Source organism: Amphritea sp. HPY (assembly GCF_050870985.1).
In the GTDB taxonomy this organism is placed as follows: Bacteria; Pseudomonadota; Gammaproteobacteria; order Pseudomonadales; family Balneatricaceae; genus Amphritea.
In genome coordinates this window covers 3,965,612-3,983,505 of record NZ_CP194015.1, presented here as the reverse complement: position 1 = coordinate 3,983,505, position 17,894 = coordinate 3,965,612, and the positions used below count along the sequence as shown (strand labels likewise).

Annotated in this window: 30 protein-coding genes; 28 read left to right on the top strand and 2 right to left on the bottom strand. The window is 50.0% G+C overall.

The annotated features are described in order from the left end of the window. Positions 1 to 10: 10 nt before the first annotated feature. The 26 genes from rplD (at position 11) to rplQ (ending at position 12,710) form a co-directional block, all read left to right on the top strand. Entirely contained in the window at positions 11 to 616 is a 606-nt protein-coding gene (gene rplD, locus ACQUQM_RS17750) for a 50S ribosomal protein L4 (protein ID WP_432471202.1), read from the top strand. Continuing rightward, positions 613 to 909: a 50S ribosomal protein L23 gene (gene rplW, locus ACQUQM_RS17745; RefSeq protein WP_126159339.1), complete on the top strand. Its 297-nt coding sequence runs from the start codon at positions 613 to 615 to the stop codon at positions 907 to 909. Before rplD ends, rplW begins: the two co-directional genes overlap by 4 nt. Before the next feature lie 14 nt (positions 910 to 923). After that, positions 924 to 1,751, top strand: a complete 828-nt coding sequence (gene rplB / locus ACQUQM_RS17740; protein ID WP_432471201.1) for a 50S ribosomal protein L2 — start codon at positions 924 to 926, stop codon at positions 1,749 to 1,751. Positions 1,752 to 1,766: 15 nt separating this feature from the next. Further along, on the top strand, positions 1,767 to 2,042 hold the full coding sequence (gene rpsS, locus ACQUQM_RS17735; protein ID WP_215953571.1) for a 30S ribosomal protein S19: 276 nt from the start codon (positions 1,767 to 1,769) through the stop codon (positions 2,040 to 2,042). 15 nt (positions 2,043 to 2,057) lie between these two features. Beyond that, positions 2,058 to 2,390: a 50S ribosomal protein L22 gene (gene rplV / locus ACQUQM_RS17730; protein WP_432471200.1), complete on the top strand. Its 333-nt coding sequence runs from the start codon at positions 2,058 to 2,060 to the stop codon at positions 2,388 to 2,390. 11 nt (positions 2,391 to 2,401) lie between these two features. After that, a complete protein-coding gene (gene rpsC / locus ACQUQM_RS17725; protein WP_432471199.1) occupies positions 2,402 to 3,088 on the top strand; it encodes a 30S ribosomal protein S3 in 687 nt (228 codons plus the stop codon). A 12-nt stretch (positions 3,089 to 3,100) separates the two neighbouring features. Further along, positions 3,101 to 3,514: a 50S ribosomal protein L16 gene (gene rplP / locus ACQUQM_RS17720; protein WP_432471198.1), complete on the top strand. Its 414-nt coding sequence runs from the start codon at positions 3,101 to 3,103 to the stop codon at positions 3,512 to 3,514. Then, positions 3,514 to 3,705 carry a 50S ribosomal protein L29 gene (gene rpmC / locus ACQUQM_RS17715; RefSeq protein ID WP_432471197.1) on the top strand — a complete coding sequence of 64 codons (192 nt, stop codon included), beginning with the start codon at positions 3,514 to 3,516 and terminating at the stop codon, positions 3,703 to 3,705. Before rplP ends, rpmC begins: the two co-directional genes overlap by 1 nt. Before the next feature lie 2 nt (positions 3,706 to 3,707). Next, positions 3,708 to 3,971 (top strand): 30S ribosomal protein S17, encoded by a 264-nt coding sequence (gene rpsQ, locus ACQUQM_RS17710; protein WP_432471196.1) that lies wholly within the window; start codon positions 3,708 to 3,710, stop codon positions 3,969 to 3,971. 83 nt (positions 3,972 to 4,054) lie between these two features. After that, complete coding sequence (gene rplN, locus ACQUQM_RS17705; RefSeq protein WP_432471195.1) at positions 4,055 to 4,423, top strand: 50S ribosomal protein L14; 369 nt, start codon at positions 4,055 to 4,057, stop codon at positions 4,421 to 4,423. Between the two features lie 100 nt (positions 4,424 to 4,523). Beyond that, complete coding sequence (gene rplX, locus ACQUQM_RS17700; protein WP_432471194.1) at positions 4,524 to 4,841, top strand: 50S ribosomal protein L24; 318 nt, start codon at positions 4,524 to 4,526, stop codon at positions 4,839 to 4,841. Between the two features lie 14 nt (positions 4,842 to 4,855). Next, positions 4,856 to 5,395, top strand: coding sequence for a 50S ribosomal protein L5 (gene rplE, locus ACQUQM_RS17695; RefSeq protein ID WP_432471193.1), 540 nt, complete (start codon positions 4,856 to 4,858; stop codon positions 5,393 to 5,395). Between the two features lie 10 nt (positions 5,396 to 5,405). Next, the gene (gene rpsN, locus ACQUQM_RS17690) at positions 5,406 to 5,711 is read left to right on the top strand and encodes a 30S ribosomal protein S14 (protein ID WP_432471192.1); all 306 of its coding nucleotides are present in this window, start codon (positions 5,406 to 5,408) and stop codon (positions 5,709 to 5,711) included. Between the two features lie 68 nt (positions 5,712 to 5,779). Next, complete coding sequence (gene rpsH / locus ACQUQM_RS17685) at positions 5,780 to 6,172, top strand: 30S ribosomal protein S8 (RefSeq protein WP_432471191.1); 393 nt, start codon at positions 5,780 to 5,782, stop codon at positions 6,170 to 6,172. 11 nt (positions 6,173 to 6,183) lie between these two features. After that, positions 6,184 to 6,717, top strand: coding sequence for a 50S ribosomal protein L6 (gene rplF / locus ACQUQM_RS17680; RefSeq protein WP_432471190.1), 534 nt, complete (start codon positions 6,184 to 6,186; stop codon positions 6,715 to 6,717). Between the two features lie 9 nt (positions 6,718 to 6,726). Beyond that, positions 6,727 to 7,077, top strand: coding sequence for a 50S ribosomal protein L18 (gene rplR, locus ACQUQM_RS17675; RefSeq protein ID WP_432471189.1), 351 nt, complete (start codon positions 6,727 to 6,729; stop codon positions 7,075 to 7,077). A gap of 11 nt (positions 7,078 to 7,088) precedes the next feature. Then, a complete protein-coding gene (gene rpsE / locus ACQUQM_RS17670) occupies positions 7,089 to 7,589 on the top strand; it encodes a 30S ribosomal protein S5 (protein ID WP_432471188.1) in 501 nt (166 codons plus the stop codon). Between the two features lie 6 nt (positions 7,590 to 7,595). Beyond that, the gene (gene rpmD / locus ACQUQM_RS17665) at positions 7,596 to 7,778 is read left to right on the top strand and encodes a 50S ribosomal protein L30 (RefSeq protein WP_432471187.1); all 183 of its coding nucleotides are present in this window, start codon (positions 7,596 to 7,598) and stop codon (positions 7,776 to 7,778) included. 10 nt (positions 7,779 to 7,788) lie between these two features. Next, a complete protein-coding gene (gene rplO / locus ACQUQM_RS17660) occupies positions 7,789 to 8,223 on the top strand; it encodes a 50S ribosomal protein L15 (protein ID WP_432471186.1) in 435 nt (144 codons plus the stop codon). Then, positions 8,224 to 9,552: a preprotein translocase subunit SecY gene (secY, locus tag ACQUQM_RS17655; RefSeq protein WP_432471185.1), complete on the top strand. Its 1,329-nt coding sequence runs from the start codon at positions 8,224 to 8,226 to the stop codon at positions 9,550 to 9,552. Positions 9,553 to 9,573: 21 nt separating this feature from the next. Further along, positions 9,574 to 9,690, top strand: coding sequence for a 50S ribosomal protein L36 (gene rpmJ, locus ACQUQM_RS17650; protein WP_083935407.1), 117 nt, complete (start codon positions 9,574 to 9,576; stop codon positions 9,688 to 9,690). Positions 9,691 to 9,832: 142 nt separating this feature from the next. Then, complete coding sequence (rpsM, locus tag ACQUQM_RS17645) at positions 9,833 to 10,189, top strand: 30S ribosomal protein S13 (RefSeq protein WP_432471184.1); 357 nt, start codon at positions 9,833 to 9,835, stop codon at positions 10,187 to 10,189. A gap of 25 nt (positions 10,190 to 10,214) precedes the next feature. Continuing rightward, entirely contained in the window at positions 10,215 to 10,604 is a 390-nt protein-coding gene (gene rpsK, locus ACQUQM_RS17640) for a 30S ribosomal protein S11 (RefSeq protein ID WP_019622838.1), read from the top strand. Positions 10,605 to 10,622: 18 nt separating this feature from the next. Then, the gene (rpsD, locus tag ACQUQM_RS17635; protein WP_432471183.1) at positions 10,623 to 11,243 is read left to right on the top strand and encodes a 30S ribosomal protein S4; all 621 of its coding nucleotides are present in this window, start codon (positions 10,623 to 10,625) and stop codon (positions 11,241 to 11,243) included. A gap of 26 nt (positions 11,244 to 11,269) precedes the next feature. Then, positions 11,270 to 12,274: a DNA-directed RNA polymerase subunit alpha gene (locus tag ACQUQM_RS17630; protein WP_432471182.1), complete on the top strand. Its 1,005-nt coding sequence runs from the start codon at positions 11,270 to 11,272 to the stop codon at positions 12,272 to 12,274. Positions 12,275 to 12,314: 40 nt separating this feature from the next. Then, on the top strand, positions 12,315 to 12,710 hold the full coding sequence (gene rplQ, locus ACQUQM_RS17625; RefSeq protein WP_432471181.1) for a 50S ribosomal protein L17: 396 nt from the start codon (positions 12,315 to 12,317) through the stop codon (positions 12,708 to 12,710). Positions 12,711 to 12,886: 176 nt separating this feature from the next. On the opposite strand, the gene uvrA is transcribed toward rplQ, so the two are convergent. Beyond that, on the bottom strand, positions 12,887 to 15,712 hold the full coding sequence (gene uvrA / locus ACQUQM_RS17620) for an excinuclease ABC subunit UvrA (protein WP_432471180.1): 2,826 nt from the start codon (positions 15,710 to 15,712) through the stop codon (positions 12,887 to 12,889). A 181-nt stretch (positions 15,713 to 15,893) separates the two neighbouring features. On the opposite strand from uvrA, the gene ssb reads away from it, so the two are divergent. Further along, a complete protein-coding gene (ssb, locus tag ACQUQM_RS17615) occupies positions 15,894 to 16,487 on the top strand; it encodes a single-stranded DNA-binding protein (protein ID WP_432471179.1) in 594 nt (197 codons plus the stop codon). Between the two features lie 16 nt (positions 16,488 to 16,503). Then, complete coding sequence (rfbD, locus tag ACQUQM_RS17610) at positions 16,504 to 17,433, top strand: dTDP-4-dehydrorhamnose reductase (protein ID WP_432471178.1); 930 nt, start codon at positions 16,504 to 16,506, stop codon at positions 17,431 to 17,433. 51 nt (positions 17,434 to 17,484) lie between these two features. Here rfbD and ACQUQM_RS17605 read toward each other — a convergent pair whose 3' ends face one another. Next, the gene (locus ACQUQM_RS17605) at positions 17,485 to 17,868 is read right to left on the bottom strand and encodes a SirB2 family protein (RefSeq protein ID WP_432471177.1); all 384 of its coding nucleotides are present in this window, start codon (positions 17,866 to 17,868) and stop codon (positions 17,485 to 17,487) included. Between the last annotated feature and the right edge of the window lie 26 nt (positions 17,869 to 17,894).

The following is a 17,894-nucleotide window of genomic DNA, read 5'->3' as shown; positions in this document are numbered from 1 at the left end:
GGGGTTTGTAATGAATCTGAATCTTGCAGGAGCTGGTGGAAACGTTGAAGTTTCCGATCTGGCGTTTGGTAAAGAATTCAATGAATCACTGGTTCATCAGGTCGTTACGGCGTACCTGGCCGGTGGTCGTCAAGGCACCAAGGCTCAAAAGAACCGCGCCGCTGTAAGCGGTGGTGGTGCTAAGCCATGGCGTCAAAAAGGTACTGGCCGTGCACGTGCCGGTACTATCCGTAGCCCATTGTGGCGTACTGGTGGCGTAACATTCGCTGCTCAGCCGCGTGATCATGCTCAAAAAGTTAACAAGAAAATGTATCGCGCTGCGATGCGTTGCATCTTGTCTGAGCTGGTTCGTCAAGAGCGTCTGGTTGTTGTTGATAACTTCCAGGTAGAAGCGCCAAAGACTAAGCCGTTTGTAGCTAAGCTGAATGAGCTTGAGCTGGCGAACGTACTGATTGTCACTGAAGATCTCGAAGAGAATCTGTACCTGGCTGCACGTAATGTGCCGCACGTCGATGTACGTGATGCTGCCGGTATCGATCCAGTTAGTCTGGTTGGCTTTGAGAAGGTTCTGGTGACAGTTGCTGCACTCAAGAAAATTGAGGAGGCGTTGTCATGAACGAAGGACGCATCTATCAAGTGCTGCTAGGGCCGCACATCTCTGAGAAAGCAACTATCGTTGCTGAAGGTTCTCAGCAGGTAGTATTCCGTGTTTCAACTGACGCAACTAAGCCTGAAATCAAGAAGGCTGTTGAGCAGTTGTTTGACGTTAAAGTAACAGGCGTGAACGTCGTCAACGTTAAGGGCAAAACCAAGCGCACACAGCGCGGTATGGGTAAGCGCTCTGACGTACGCAAGGCATATGTATGCCTGGCTGACGGTCACGACATCGACTTCATCGATGGCGAATAAGAGGGGTTACAAGAATGGCTGTAATTAAATCTAAACCGACCTCCGCTGGCCGCCGTCACGTAGTCCAGGTTACTAACCCTGATCTGCACAAGGGCAAGCCTCACGCTGCTCTGGTCGAAAAGAAAAGCAAGACCGGTGGTCGTAACACGTATGGTCGCATTACGACTCGTCACATTGGTGGTGGTCATAAGCAGCATTACCGTCTTATCGATTTCCGTCGTAATAAGCTGGATATCCCTGCAATCGTTGAGCGTCTGGAGTATGATCCAAACCGCTCCGCGCACATCGCTTTGCTGATGTATGCTGACGGTGAGCGTCGTTACATCATCGCGCCTAAGGGTGTGAAGGCTGGCGACCAGTTGATCTCTAGTCAGAGTGCTGATATTAAGCCAGGTAACTGTCTGCCACTGCGCAGCATTCCTGTTGGTAGCACAGTCCACTGTATCGAAATGAAGCCAGGTAAAGGTGCTCAAATTGCACGTTCCGCTGGTACTTCGGCACAGCTGATTGCACGTGAAGGCGCTCACGCGACTCTGCGTCTGCGCTCCGGTGAGATGCGTAAAGTGCTGGTTGATTGCTGCGCGACTCTGGGTGAAGTAGGTAACTCCGAACACTCTCTGCGCGTACTGGGTAAGGCTGGTGCTACGCGCTGGCGTGGCGTTCGTCCTACCGTTCGTGGTGTGGCGATGAACCCGGTTGATCACCCGCACGGTGGTGGTGAAGGTCGTACTTCCGGTGGTCGTCATCCTGTGTCGCCATGGGGTATGCCGACTAAAGGTAAGAAAACTCGTAAGAATAAGCGTACTGATAAGATGATCGTACGCCGTCGTCAAGCGAAATAATCAGAGGATACAGCTGTGCCACGTTCACTGAAGAAAGGTCCTTTTATCGACCTTCACCTGTTGAAAAAGGTAGAAGCTGCAGTTGAGGCCAATGATCGTCGTCCGATCAAAACATGGTCTCGCCGTTCTACAGTTTTTCCAAACTTTGTAGGACTTACGATTGCAGTTCATAATGGCCGTCAGCACGTTCCGGTGTTTGTCACCGAAGATATGGTTGGTCATAAATTAGGCGAGTTTGCTGCTACCCGTACGTACAAGGGTCATGCTGCAGACAAGAAAGCTAAACGCTAATCGGGAGTTTAGAAAATGGAAGTAGCCGCAAAGCATAAAGGCGCCCATATCTCCGCTCAGAAAGCGCGTTTGGTTGCCGATCAAATCCGCGGAAAGGCGGTGGGTGAAGCTCTGAATATTCTAGCTTTCAGCCCTCAAAAAGCTGCGGGTCTTGTTAAAAAAGTACTGGAATCTGCTATTGCTAACGCAGAGCATAACGAAGGTGCTGACATCGACGAGCTGCGCATATCTGAAATCTTCGTAGACGAAGGTATGACGATGAAGCGCATCCGTCCCCGTGCTAAGGGTCGTGCAGATCGCATTTTGAAGCGTTCTTCACATATCACCGTTAAGGTAGCTGACTGCTAGGAGATACCGCTATGGGTCAGAAGGTACATCCAACAGGTATTCGACTTGGTATTGTGAAAGATCATACTTCGGTGTGGTACGCAGACAAGAACGAATACGCAAGTAAACTGTTGAACGACCTTCAGGTACGTGAGTATCTGGAAGGTCAGTTGAAAGCTGCATCAGTAAGTCGCATCGAAATCGAGCGTCCTGCACAGAATGCAAAAATTACCATTCATACTGCCCGTCCAGGCATCGTGATTGGTAAGAAGGGTGAAGATGTAGAGAAGCTGCGTAACGCTGTTTCTGACATGATGGGTGTTCCCGTCCACATCAACATCGAAGAAGTTCGTAAGCCAGAACTTGACGCTAAGCTGGTTGCTCAGAGCATTGCGAGCCAGTTAGAACGTCGTGTTATGTTCCGTCGTGCGATGAAGCGTTCAGTACAGAATGCGATGCGTCTTGGTGCCAAGGGTATCAAGATTCAGGTTGGTGGCCGTTTGGGTGGTGCAGAGATTGCGCGTTCCGAGTGGTACCGCGAAGGTCGTGTGCCATTGCACACCCTGCGTGCTGACATCGATTACGGTACTTATGAGGCGCACACTACTTATGGTGTGCTTGGCATTAAAGTCTGGATCTTTAAAGGTGAGATTCTGGGAGGCATTGAAGAAGTGCGCGCTCAGAAGAATGCTCAACCTAAGAAGAAAGGTTCAAAGTAGGGGTAATTATCAATGCTGCAACCTAAGAGACTTAAATACCGTAAGGTAATGAAAGGCCGTAACCGTGGTCTGGCTGAGCGCGGTAGCGCTGTAAGCTTTGGTGAGATTGCTCTCAAAGCTGTTGGGCGCGGTCGTATCACTGCGCGTCAGATTGAGGCAGCTCGTCGTACGATGACTCGTCACGTAAAGCGTGGTGGTAAAATCTGGATCCGCGTCTTCCCTGACAAGCCGATTACCGGTAAGCCATTGGAAGTACGTATGGGTAAAGGTAAAGGTAGTGTTGAATACTGGGTTGCTCAGATTAAGCCAGGTAAAGTGCTGTTCGAAATGAGCGGTGTGCCTGATGATCTGGCAATTGAGGCATTCAACCTGGCATCGGCGAAACTGCCGGTTGCTACCACCATTGTTAAACGGACGGTGATGTAATGAATGCAACTGAACTGCGCGGACAATCCGCTGAAGAGCTGCAGCAAACGCTGCTGGGTCTTCTGAAGGATCAGTTCAATCTGCGTATGCAGAAAGCGACTGGTCAGCTGGCTCAGAACCACATGTTGGGTCAAGTACGCCGCGATATCGCGCGTGTAAAGACCGTACTGAATGAGAAAGCAGGTAACTAATGATGGCTGCAGAAAAACGTACACGTACTGTGACTGGTAAGGTTGTTAGCAACAAGGCTGACAAAACTATTACCGTTATGGTTGAGCGTAAAGAGAAGCACCCGATCTACGGGAAATTCGTAACACGCTCTACTAAGCTGCATGCGCATGACGAACAGAATGAATGTCAGATGGGTGATACGGTTGTTATCGCTGAATCCCGTCCGCTTTCAAAAAGTAAGTCTTGGACGCTAGTTAAGATTGAAGAACAGGCGGTAAAGGTGTAATATAACGCACCTTTGCTTCTGGCAGGCTGTTTTTTGGGCTTGAAAGAGCAAAGAAAACAGTCTGAATTTTGGAGTAAAGACCCATGATTCAAACAGAATCTATGCTTGATGTTGCTGATAACAGCGGCGCCAAGCGAGTGCAGTGTATCAAGGTCCTGGGTGGTTCTCACCGTCGCTATGCGCGGGTGGGAGACATCATCAAAGTTACCGTTAAGGAAGCAATTCCACGCGGTAAGGTGAAAAAAGGTCAGGTCCTTAATGCTGTTGTGGTACGTACCCGTAAAGGTGTTCGTCGTGAGGACGGTTCAGTAATTCGCTTTGATACAAACTCAGCGGTATTGTTGAGCGCCAGCGACGCACCAATCGGTACTCGTATCTTTGGCCCAGTAACTCGTGAGCTTCGTACTGAGAAGTTTATGAAAATCATTTCCCTGGCGCCTGAAGTGCTATAAAGATCTCGACTTTTTAAGTCAGGATTTTGCAAAAACGCTAAGCTCGCGAGGGCTTGGCGTTTTTAAGCATGAGAGGGTAGTAGGAAAGGATGGATAAATAATGCGTAAAATCATTCGTGACGATGAAGTCATCGTCATTGCAGGAAAAGACAAAGGTAAGCGCGGTAAGGTTCTTAGCGTACTTGCTAACGGTCGTATGATCGTGTCTGGCATCAACATGGTTAAGAAACATACCAAGCCGAACCCAATGTTGGGTCAGGCTGGCGGTATCGTAGAGAAAGAAGCAGCGATCGCAGTATCTAACATCGCTATCTTCAACTCTGCTACCGGTAAAGGTGACCGTGTTGGCTTCAAAGTTCTGGAAGATGGCAACAAAGTCCGGTTCTTCAAATCCAACGGCGAAGTAATCGCTAAGTAATAGGAGTTGATGCCATGTCTAGACTTAAAGCCCTTTATAATGATTCCGTTAAGCAACAGCTGAAAGATGAGCTGAACTGCCCTAACGTAATGGCTGTTCCCCGCCTGACCAAGATCACCCTGAATATGGGTGTTGGTGAAGCGCTTGGTGATAAGAAGCAGCTGGAAAACGCTGTTGCAGAGATGCAGCAGATTGCAGGTCAGAAGCCTGTTGTAACTTTGGCCCGCAAATCAATCGCTGGCTTCAAGGTTCGTGAAAATTGGCCTATCGGTTGTAAGGTGACCCTGCGCGGCGAGCGTATGTGGGAATTCCTAGATCGTCTGGTTGATATCTCGATTCCTCGTATTCGTGACTTCCGTGGTCTGAACCCAAAGTCTTTTGATGGCCGTGGTAACTACAGCATGGGTGTTAAAGAGCAGATCATCTTCCCTGAGATCGAATTCGACAAGGTAGATAAGCTGCGTGGTATGGATATTACCGTTACCACCACTGCTCGCAACAACGATGAAGGTCGTGCCCTGCTGGCAGCCCTGAACTTCCCATTCAAAAAGTAAGGGTAGAATAATGGCTAAGGAATGTATGAAAGCGCGCGAAGCAAAACGCGCAAAAATGGTTGCTAAGTATGCTGAGAAGCGTTCTGCTCTTAAGGCAATCATCAAAAACCCTGCTTCTTCTGAAGATGAAGTTTGGGATGCGCAGGTAGCTTTGCAAAAGCTGCCGCGTGACGCAAACCCGGTTCGCCAGGTGCGTCGTTGTCAGGTTACAGGGCGTCCACACGCTGTTTACCGCAAATTCGGCCTGAGCCGTATCAAATTGCGTGAAGCAGCTATGCGTGGTGATGTTCCAGGCCTGAAAAAAGCAAGTTGGTAAGCACAATGGTCTGGGCAGGGTGATTCGCACCCTGCTACCGCATTGCGCTGCACAAAGGAAAATAAACCATGAGTATGCAAGACACTCTTGCGGATATGCTAACCCGTATTCGTAACGGTCATATGGCTGAAAAATCAGCTGTAGCTATGCCTGCTTCCAAAATGAAAGCGTCTGTCGCTGCCGTTTTGAAAGAGGAAGGTTACATTTCTGATTTCTCCGTCGAGGGCGAAACTAAGCCTGTAATGACTGTTGAATTGAAATACTTCGAAGGCAAGCCGGTTATCGAGTCTATCCAGCGTGTTAGCCGTCCAAGTGTACGTGTTTACAGAGGCGCTTCCGAGCTGCCTAAAGTATCCGGCGGCCTGGGCGTAGCTATCATCTCCACCTCTAAAGGTGTTATGACTGATCGCGCTGCACGTGCTGCCGGTATCGGCGGCGAAGTCATCTGTACGGTATTCTAGGAGCTAGAACTATGTCTCGAGTTGCTAAAAGTCCCGTTGTCCTACCGGCAGGTGTTGAAGCTAAAGTTGATGGTCAGCAGATCAATGTTAAGGGTAAGAACGGTACCCTGGATCTGTCTGTACACCAGTCTGTAGAAGTAACCAACGAAGAAAACGTACTGAAGTTTGCGCCACGCGATGGCAGCAAGCAGGCCAATTCTCTGGCCGGTACTACTCGTTCTTTGGTTAATAACATGGTTGTTGGCGTGAATGCTGGTTTCGAAAAGAAACTGCTGCTTCAGGGTGTTGGTTATCGTGCTGCCGTTAAAGGCACTACGCTGAACCTGACTCTGGGTTTCTCACACCCAATCGATTACCAACTTCCTGAAGGCGTTAAAGCTGCTATGGAAGGCCAGACTACTATCGTGCTGACTGCAGCCGATAAGCAAGCTCTTGGCCAGGCCGCAGCTGAGATTCGCGCATTCCGTCCACCAGAGCCTTATAAAGGCAAGGGTGTTCGCTACGCTGACGAATATGTTCGCCGTAAAGAAGCTAAGAAAAAGTAAGGTAGGGTCATGAACGATAAGAAAATATCTCGTATTCGCCGTGCCCGCCGTGCTCGTTTCAAGATGCGTGAGCTGGGTGCAGTCCGTCTGTGCGTAACCCGTACTCCTCGTCACATCTATGCGCAGGTTATCTCTGCGGATGGTGGTCAGGTTCTTGCTGCAGCTTCAACTGTTGAGAAAGATCTGCGTAGCGATGCTACCGGTAATTCTGATGCAGCGAATAAGGTTGGCACATTGATCGCTCAGCGTGCGAAAGACGCTGGCGTGACTAAGGTTGCTTTCGACCGTTCTGGTTTTAAATACCATGGACGTGTTAAAGCATTGGCAGATGCAGCCCGTGAAGGCGGCCTGGAATTCTAAGGGGTTTGACAATGGCAAATCACGATCAGAAAGACGGTGACCTGCAAGAGAAACTTGTACAGGTTAACCGTGTTGCCAAAGTAGTTAAGGGTGGTCGTATTTTCGGTTTCACAGCCCTTACTGTTGTTGGTGACGGAAATGGCCGCGTAGGCTTCGGACGTGGTAAATCACGCGAAGTCCCTGTTGCTATTCAAAAAGCGATGGAGCAAGCGCGTCGTAACATGATCAGCGTTGATCTGAACGGTACTACGCTGCAATACCCTATTAAAGCCCGTCACGGTGCTTCTAAGGTATACATGCAGCCAGCATCTGAAGGTACTGGCGTAATCGCCGGTGGCGCGATGCGTGCCGTACTTGAACTTGCTGGTGTACACAACGTACTGGCTAAGTGCTACGGCTCTACCAATCCGGTAAACGTTGTTCGCGCAACTATCAACGGCCTGGCTGGCATGACATCTCCTGAAGATGTTGCTGCTAAGCGTGGTAAATCCGTTGACGAGATTCTGGGGTAATTAACGATGGCATCTACTCTCAAGGTTACACTTGTACGCAGCACCATCGGTAAGCTCCCTAAGCACAAAGAGTGCGTTAAGGGTCTTGGTCTGCGCCGTATCGGTCATACTGTCGAAGTGGAAGATACTCCTTCCGTTCGCGGCATGATCAACAAAGTAAACTACATGGTTCGTGTAGAAGGCGAATAAGGAGTCCGTTATGCGTCTTAATACACTTAGTCCTGCCGAAGGTTCTAAGAGCGCTGCAAAGCGCGTTGGCCGCGGTATTGGTTCCGGCCTGGGTAAAACCGGTGGTCGTGGCCATAAAGGTCAGAAATCCCGCTCTGGTGGTTCTGTTAAGCCAGGTTTCGAAGGCGGTCAGATGCCTTTGCAACGTCGTCTGCCGAAGTTTGGTTTTACTTCGCGCCAGGCACCGTTCGTTGCTGAGATTCGTCTCAACGAACTGGCTAAGATCGATGCTGACGTAATCGATCTGGAAGCACTGAAGAACGCCGATATCATCAAGAACAGTATCAAGCGTGCGCGTGTGATTCTGTCTGGTGAGATCAACAAGGCAGTCACCGTCAAAGGTCTTAAAGTGACCAAGGGCGCGCTGGCTGCAATTGAAGCTGCAGGCGGAAAAGTCGAGGAATAAATGGCTAAGAAAGGACCAGTACCAGCAGGAAGTCAGAACGGCTTAGGCGAGCTTAAGTCGCGCCTGTTGTTCGTTCTGATTGCGATCATTGTATACCGTATCGGTGCGCATATTCCGGTACCTGGTATCAATCCTGATCGTCTGGCACAACTTTTCGATCAGAATCAGGGCACGATCCTGAGTCTGTTCAACATGTTCTCCGGTGGTGCGCTGGAACGTATGAGTATCCTAGCTTTGGGTATCATGCCGTACATTTCAGCATCGATCATCATGCAGCTGATGACTGTTGTCAGTCCTACGCTCGAACAGTTGAAGAAGGAAGGTGAAGCTGGTCGTCGTAAGATCAATCAGTATACCCGCTACGGTACTGTTATCCTGGCGACTGTACAGTCGTTTGGTATGGCGGTTGGCCTGGCTAATCAGGGTATTGCCTTCAGTGCGGATGCCAGCTTCTACTTTGTAGCAGTTGTGACATTGGTGTCTGGTGCAGTATTCCTGATGTGGCTAGGTGAGCAGGTAACTGAGCGTGGTATCGGTAACGGTATCTCGATTCTGATCTTCGCGGGTATTGTGGCCGGTCTGCCTAGTGCAATCGGTCAGTCCTTTGAAGCAGCTCGTCAGGGTGATTTAAACATCCTGGCGCTGCTGGCCATTGCTGTGCTGGCGATCGCCACTGTTGGTTTTGTTGTGTTTATGGAGCGCGGTCAGCGCCGTATTACCATTAACTATGCAAAGCGCCAGCAGGGGCGTCGTATGTATGCTGCACAGACCAGTCATCTGCCGCTGAAGGTCAATATGGCCGGTGTTATTCCGCCGATCTTCGCTTCTAGTATTTTGCTGTTCCCTGCATCGCTTGGCCAATGGTTTGGTCAGACGGAAGGTATGGAATTGCTACAGGATGTCGCTTTAGCGCTGGGTCCGGGTCAGCCGCTGTACATTCTGCTGTTTTCTGTTTGTATCATTTTCTTCTGTTACTTCTACACCGCGATTGTTTTCAATCCGAAAGATGTTGCTGATAATCTGAAGAAATCTGGTGCATTCATCCCGGGTATTCGCCCAGGGGAGCAATCTGCTCGGTACATCGATAATGTTCTTGGTCGCCTTACGCTGTTCGGTGCTCTGTACATTACCGCTGTTTCCTTGATGCCGCAGTTTTTGGTGGTAGCCTGGAATGTGCCTTTCTACTTTGGTGGAACGTCGCTGCTGATCGTAGTTGTTGTTGTGATGGATTTCATGGCACAAGTGCAATCGCATATGATGTCTCATCAGTATGATTCCCTGATGAAAAAGTCGAATCTTAAAGGTGGTGGTGCTGGCCTGCTGCGCTAGACCCTGCTATTGGAGTTGATCATGAAAGTACGTGCATCTGTAAAGAAAATCTGCCGTAACTGCAAGATCGTACGTCGTAACGGTACTTTGCGAGTAATCTGCAAAGTTGAACCACGACACAAGCAGCGCCAGGGTTAATTAAGCCTGGTCTGGGAGTGGTTGGCGCGAGCCCTTGATTTATTTTTGATCAAAGGGTAGAATCTCGCGCCTTCCATTAATAGAAGTATTTGCAGTACCTGTTATTTAGACAGGTGCATGCTAAAGAGTTGGAGTAAATTGAATGGCCCGTATAGCTGGCGTCAATATTCCTGACAATAAGCATGCGGTAATTTCATTGACTTACATCTTCGGAATTGGCCGCACTACAGCGAAGGAACTCTGCACAACTTGTGGTATTGAAGAAACCACTAAAATTGCAGATTTGTCAGAAGAACAACTGGATACAGTACGTGGCGAAATCGCCAAGTTGACAGTTGAAGGTGATCTTCGCCGTGAAGTATCCATGAACATCAAACGCTTGATGGATCTTGGTTGTTATCGTGGTCTGCGCCATCGTCGCAGTCTGCCTCTTCGTGGTCAGCGCACTAAAACTAATGCGCGTACCCGTAAGGGTCCACGTAAGCCAATCCGTAAGTAAGTGGTAAGCGATAGGAATTTCCAGTATGGCTAAGCCAGGTAATCGCACACGTAAGAAGGTTAAAAAGCAGGTTGTTGACGGATTCGCTCACATCCACGCTTCTTTTAACAACACGATCATTACAATTACTGATCGTCAGGGCAATACCCTGAGTTGGGCAACTGCGGGCGGCTCCGGCTTCCGTGGTTCTCGTAAGAGTACACCATTCGCGGCTCAGGTAGCTGCGGAACGTGCGGGTGTAGCTGCTCAAGAGTATGGTCTAAAGAATCTAGACGTTTTTGTTAAGGGCCCAGGCCCAGGCCGTGAATCCGCAGTGCGTGCATTGAACGCTTGTGGCTACAAGGTTAACAACATCACGGATGTGACACCGATTCCTCACAACGGTTGTCGTCCACCGAAGAAACGTCGCGTTTAAACCGGAGACAGTAATAATATGGCTCGTTATATAGGACCAACATGTAAGCTGTCTCGCCGTGAAGGTACTGACCTTTTCTTGAAGAGCGGTGTACGCGCGCTGGACAGTAAGTGTAAAGCTGAAAATGTTCCAGGTGTACACGGTGCTCGTAGAGGTCGGTTATCTGACTACGGTCTACAGCTTCGTGAAAAACAGAAAGTTCGTCGTACTTACGGCGTTCTTGAAAAGCAATTCCGCGGCTACTACAAAGAAGCAGCCCGTCGCTCTGGTGCGACTGGTACTAACCTTCTTCAGTTGCTGGAAGGGCGTCTAGACAATGTTGTCTATCGTATGGGCTTTGGCTCTACCCGTGCAGAAGCACGTCAGGTAGTTTCCCATCGCCAGATTACGGTTAACGGTCAGTCTGTAAATATCCCGTCTTTCCAGGTTAAGTCTGGTGACGTGGTTGCAGTACGTGAAAAGTCTAAGACTCAGCTGCGTATTAAAAACGCACTTGAACTGGCTTCTCAGCGTACCGCTGTTGAGTGGGTAGAAGTTGATTCTGCGAAGATGGAAGGTACTTTCAAGTCCCTGCCAGAGCGTAGCGATCTGTCTGCTGACATCAACGAGCAGCTGATTGTAGAACTGTACTCTAAGTAATAATTGACTTCTTAATTGGTGGAACTATGCAGCGTTCAGTAAACGAGTTTCTAAGCCCCCGTCATATCGACGTTCAGGAGATTAGTACGACTCGTGCAAAAGTTACTCTAGAACCACTGGAGCGCGGCTTTGGCCACACGCTGGGTAATGCGCTACGCCGCATCCTTCTCTCTTCAATGCCTGGCTGTGCCATCACTGAAGTAGAGATGGAAGGTGTATTGCATGAGTACAGCACCATTGAAGGTGTGCAGGAAGACGTTATCGAAATCCTGCTCAACCTGAAGGGTGTTGCAGTTGCGTTGCATAACGGCGACGAAGCTACCCTGACTCTGTCGAAAAGCGAAGCAGGTCCTGTTACTGCAGCTGATATTCAGCTTAACCAGGACGTTGAAATCGCTAATCCTGAGCATGTCATCGCTCATTTGAGCGAAGGTGCAAGCCTTAACATGCAACTGAAGATCGCTCGCGGCCGTGGTTACGTACCAGCTGACGCGCGTGTATCTGATGAAGACGAGTCTCGGACTATCGGCCGTTTACTGCTTGATGCTACCTACAGCCCGGTTCGCCTGGTGTCGTATGTAGTTGAGAGTGCTCGTGTAGAGCAGCGTACAGACCTGGATAAGTTGGTTATTGACATTGAATCCAATGGTACTATCGATCCGGAAGAGTGCATCCGTCGCGCTGCAACTATTTTGCAGCAGCAACTGGCTGTATTTGTAGATCTGGAAGGTGGTAAGGATCAGGTTAACGATGAGCCGGAAGAGCCAGAGATCGATCCGATCTTGTTGCGTCCGGTTGATGATCTGGAGCTGACTGTACGTTCCGCCAACTGCCTCAAGGCAGAACAGATCTACTATATCGGTGATCTGATTCAGCGTACCGAAGTAGAACTGCTTAAGACTCCGAACTTAGGTAAGAAATCTCTGACAGAGATCAAAGATGTTTTGGCGTCTAAGGGTCTGTCTCTGGGTATGCGCCTTGAAAATTGGCCGCCTGCGAGCATCAGAAACGACGATAAAGTCGCTTCCTGATCAGTGGTTTTAAACTGAATAGTTTGGCAAGGAATTAAAGATGCGTCATCGTAAATCAGGTCGGCACTTTAACCGTACAAGTGCACACCGTAAGGCAATGTTCAAAAACATGGCAGTGTCCCTGTTTGAACATGAGCTTATCAAGACCACGCTGCCTAAAGCTAAAGAGCTGCGTCGTGTTGCTGAGCCACTGATCACACTGGCAAAGAATGACACGGTTGCAAACCGTCGTCTGGCTTTTGCCCGTACTCGCAGCAAAGTAGCTGTTGGTAAACTGTTTAACGAACTGGGTCCTCGCTACGAAGGTCGTCCAGGCGGTTACATTCGCATTCTGAAATGTGGATACCGTACTGGTGACAACGCGCCGATGGCTCTGGTTGAACTAGTTGACCGTCCAGCAGACGCTGCAATGGTTGAAGATACTTCTGAAGATTAATCTTCAGTGTTCTTAAAAAAACCCGGCCTTGCGCCGGGTTTTTTATTGTCTAAAAAACAGTAGCTAGATCGTCGAATAAGTTCGACTTGCTAGACGGAAGGCAAGCCTTCCTTGCTCGTGGCTAGAAAAAGTGAAAAAAAAACGCCCGAGCGGGCGTTTTTTAATTATCTTCCAGGCTAAGACTGATTGAGCATCGGTTTAAGGAACTGCCCTGTATAAGACTGAGGCTTTTCCGCTACCGCTTCAGGCGTTCCCGTGGCGATAATCATGCCGCCTTTAACGCCGCCTTCAGGGCCGAGGTCAACGATCCAGTCGGCGGTCTTGATAACGTCCAGGTTGTGCTCGATGACTACTATCGTGTTGCCGTGATCGCGTAGTCTATTCAGGACGTTCAGCAGTTGCTGGATATCGTAGAAGTGCAGGCCGGTGGTAGGCTCATCCAGAATGTATAAGGTTTTGCCGGTATCTCGCTTACTCAGCTCTTTAGCCAGCTTAACCCGTTGCGCTTCACCGCCGGACAAGGTTGTCGCTGCCTGGCCAAGGCGGATGTACGACAGGCCTACATCAATCAGGGTTTGCAGGCGGCGCGACAGGGCAGGGATAGCATCGAAGAATTCACGTCCGTCCTCTACTGTCATCTCAAGTACTTCGTGGATACTCTTGCCTTTGTATTTTACCTCGAGGGTCTCTCGATTATAGCGTTTGCCTTTGCAGACATCACAAGGTACATAGACATCTGGCAGGAAGTGCATCTCAACTTTGATCACGCCATCGCCCTGACAGGCTTCACAGCGACCGCCTTTAACGTTGAAGCTAAAGCGGCCGGGTTTATAGCCTCTGGAACGTGATTCCTGAGTGCCTGCAAACAGTTCGCGAATCGGTGTGAAAATTCCGGTATAGGTTGCAGGGTTCGAACGCGGAGTGCGTCCAATCGGACTCTGATCGATATCGATCACTTTGTCGAGCAGATCCAGGCCATCAACCTTTTTGTAGGGTGCTGCTTCCAGTGTGGTGGCATTGTTTAGTTCGGTGGCTGCGAGCGGATATAAAGTGCCGTTTATCAGTGTTGATTTTCCTGAGCCTGATACTCCGGTAACGCAGGTGAGAAGGCCAAGTGGGATGTCGAGGTTTACACCGTTCAGGTTGTTGCCTGTTGCGCCGTGCAGCTTAAGCCAGCGTTCGTCAGGCTTATGTCTTTCGGCTGGGACTTCAATTTTACGCCGCCCTGACAGGTAGTCGGCGGTCATTGAGTTCTCCGATTGTAACAGCTGCTCTGGTGTGCCTTGCGCAACGATTTCGCCGCCGTGGATGCCAGCCCCGGGACCAATGTCGACAACGTAGTCTGCCAGTCGTATTGCGTCTTCATCGTGCTCGACGACGATGACGGTATTGCCAAGGTCCCGCAGGTGAATCAAAGTTTTTAGCAGCCTTTCATTATCGCGCTGGTGCAAACCGATAGAGGGCTCGTCGAGAATATACATAACGCCGACCAGTCCGGCGCCGATCTGGCTGGCCAGACGGATGCGCTGAGCTTCGCCGCCGGACAGAGTGTCGGCGCTGCGTTCAAGCGACAGGTAATCTAGTCCAACGTTGACCAGGAACTCCAGGCGCAAGCGGATCTCTTTGAGTATTTTTTCGGCTATCTCGCCGCGCTTGCCGGGCAGGCTGAGTTGTTCAAAGTAGGTGCAGCTGTCGCCGATTGATAGTCGTACCAGTTCCGGCAGCGTCTCTTTGTCGATAAATACGTGTCGGGCATCGCGGCGTAGGCGGCTTCCGCTACAGGATGGGCATTCCTGCATGTTAATGTACTTGGACAGGTCCTCGCGCACCATATCGGATTCTGTTTCTTTGTAGCGCCGTTGCAGATTGTTAAGAACGCCCTCGAAAGGGTGGGACTTGCTTATGATGTCGCCGCGGTCATTGAGGTAGCGAAAAGAGATGTTTTCCTTTCCGCTGCCGTTCAATATAGCTTGCTGCTGTTTTGGTTTCAGCTGACTGAACGGGGTGTCCATATCGAAGCTGTAATGCTCGGCTACGGCTTTGAGTTGCTGAAAATAATACAGTGCGCGACGGTCCCAGCCCCGTATAGCGCCTTCTGAGAGTGTCAGGCTGTCATCGCTGACAACTTTTTTAGGATCAAAGAATTGCTTTACACCCAGGCCGTCACAGGCCGAGCAGGCGCCGTGAGGGTTGTTGAATGAGAATAATCGGGGTTCAAGTTCCTGGATGCTGTGGCCGCACTTGGGGCAGGCAAAGCGGGCTGAGAATACAAGCTCATCACCGTCGCCGTCCATGTAACTGACTGTGGCGATACCGTCGGTCATATTCAGTGCGGTTTCAAATGATTCCGCCAGTCTGATCTGCATATCATCACGAACTTTAAAGCGATCCACTACCGCTTCGATATCATGTTTCTTGTTCTTGTCCAATTCCGGAATGCTATCGATATCCACTACGATGCCATTGACTCGGGCGCGTACGAAGCCTTGTGCCCTTAGTTCACCGATAGTGTGTAAGTGCTCACCTTTCCGGCCCTGGATGACTGGAGCGAGCAGCATTAACTTAGTCCCTTCTGGCAGGGCTAGTACCTGGTCTACCATTTGGCTAACAGTTTGTGCGGCTAGTGGCAGGTCGTGGTCGGGGCAGCGTGGTTCTCCTGCCCTGGCAAATAAAAGTCGCAGGTAGTCGTAGATTTCGGTGATAGTGCCGACGGTCGAGCGAGGGTTGTGGGAAGTCGACTTTTGCTCGATAGAGATCGCCGGTGAGAGTCCTTCAATATGATCGACATCGGGTTTTTCCATTACCGACAGGAATTGGCGAGCGTAGGTGGATAGTGATTCCACGTAACGTCGTTGTCCCTCGGCATATAAGGTGTCGAAGGCCAGCGATGATTTACCTGAACCGGACAGGCCAGTGATGACTACCAGTTTATCCCGGGGAAGCTCGATGTCGATATTCTTCAGGTTGTGGGTTCTGGCGCCGCGTACAAGTATCTTATCCATCTGCTTACCTGACAGTGATGCAAAAGGATCAATTATAGAGATTTATCGTCGTAACCAACACCTGATTAAGCGAGAAATATAGCCTTTTAAACGGCATAAATATGGTATGCTGTAATGCTATCTGAACCCGGCCCGATAAATGACCGTCGGGTTGAAATGAACAAGAGCACTGGAGAGATCAATGGCACGTGGTGTTAACAAAGTCATTCTGATTGGCAACCTGGGCAATGACCCGGAAACCAAATATTTGCCAAGCGGCAACGCAGTAACCAACATCACTGTGGCGACTTCAGAATCATGGAAAGATAAGAATACCGGGCAACAGCAGGAGCGTACTGAATGGCATCGAGTGGTGTTTTTCAACCGTCTTGCGGAGATTGCCGGTGAGTACCTGCGAAAGGGTTCTAAAGTTTATCTGGAAGGATCTCTGCGTACCCGTAAGTGGCAGGATCAGAGCGGTCAGGATCGCTATACAACTGAGATTGTTGCCAGCGAAATGCAGATGCTTGATGGTCGCAGCGAAGGCGGTTTCCAGCAGCAGTCACAGTCCGGTGGTTATCAGCAGCAGGCGCCGCAGCAGCAAGCTCCGCAGCAGGGTTATCAGCAACAACAACCGCAGCAGGCTCCTCAACAGCAGGCTCCACAGCAGCAATATCAGCAGCAAGCGCCACAGCAGGGTTATCAACAAAACCAGCAAAACCAGCAGCCAAAGCAAAACGTTGCACCTCAGCCTGCCCCTGGCATGGATGACTTCGACGACGATATCCCATTCTGACAGGGTTGGTTGATCTATGGTGCAGGAATTTTTGACCCGTCCGGCTAAAGTCCTGATAACGGGAGTAGATGGTCAGATCGGTTATTTTTTGAGCCTGGCCGCTGCTGCTGATCCCTTTTTTGATGTGATCGCACTATCTGATAAGCAGTTGGATATCAGTGATCTGGCAGCAGTTCAGCATCAGCTGGACCTGCACCTGCCGGATTATGTAATAAATACCACCGGTTTTAATGCGGTGGATCAGGTCGGGTCTGAACAGGATCGTTGCTACGCGCTAAATACCCAGGCGGTTGAAAATCTTGCCCTGGTTTGTGGTCAGCTGGCAGTGCCGTTGTTTCATCTTTCATCAGACTATGTGTTTGATGGACACTATCAGAGTGGCTACACCGAAGATGATGAAGCATCTCCCTTAGGAGTATATGGTGACAGCAAATGGCGTGGCGAAGAATTGCTTCGTGCGGCACTGCCTCAACATATAATTTTACGCGTAAGCTGGGTATTCAGTACCTACGGTGATAATTTTATGCAGCGGGCACTAAAGCAGGCCCGGGAGCAGGAGAGCATCGCAGCGGTTGATGACCGGCGCGGCTGTCCAACCTCTGCGGCTGATATTGCCCGGGTTATTCTTGCGATGCTGAAGCAGATCCATAATGGAGCTGAAAACTGGGGTACCTATCATTATTGTGGTGCCGAAGTTACTTCCCGCTATGGCTTCACTGAGGCGGTACTCGCGGCTGCCGGGCAGTATGAGAAGCTTAGAGCAGAGCAGCTGACTGCGATCAGCTCTGCGCAGCAGAGTCAGGATGCGGAACGGCCTGAGTCTTCGGTGCTGGTTTGTTCTAAGTTGTTGAATGCCTTTGGTATTCGTCAGATTCCATGGCGGCACGAGCTGATCAGTATGATCAAGCTGCAGTATCAGGAGCAGGAAGCGTCGCAATCAGCTTGATGGCGACTAGAGTCTGATTCGGTTAAGGGTATTGCTTGTAGTGCCTTGTTATTACATCAGTTGCCACGGCCATGGGTAGTGGTAGCGGGCAACCCAGACAATATATGCCACGCTCGACCAGGCCAGGATCAGGGCGAATGTCCTGATTGCTTTGGTCTTCCCTCTTTTCAGTGCGATCGCTCCGAAGACTATATACGCAAGTAGAGCAATTACCTTGGCGGTAAGCCAGTCGTGGCTTAGCGGATATTGTGACAGCGTTATGGTCAGAGCGATGGCGCTGGCCAGTAACAGGGTATCGATTATATGTGGTGTGATCTTTACCCAGCGCTGCTGCAGTCTGTCTGAATCGGTCAGCATCCAGTAGCCGCGGATGGTGAAGAATAGGATGCTAAGAGCAGCGCAGGTCATGTGGGTATGCTTAAGTACCATGTACATTGTGGGGCAGGCCTTATATTTTGTGT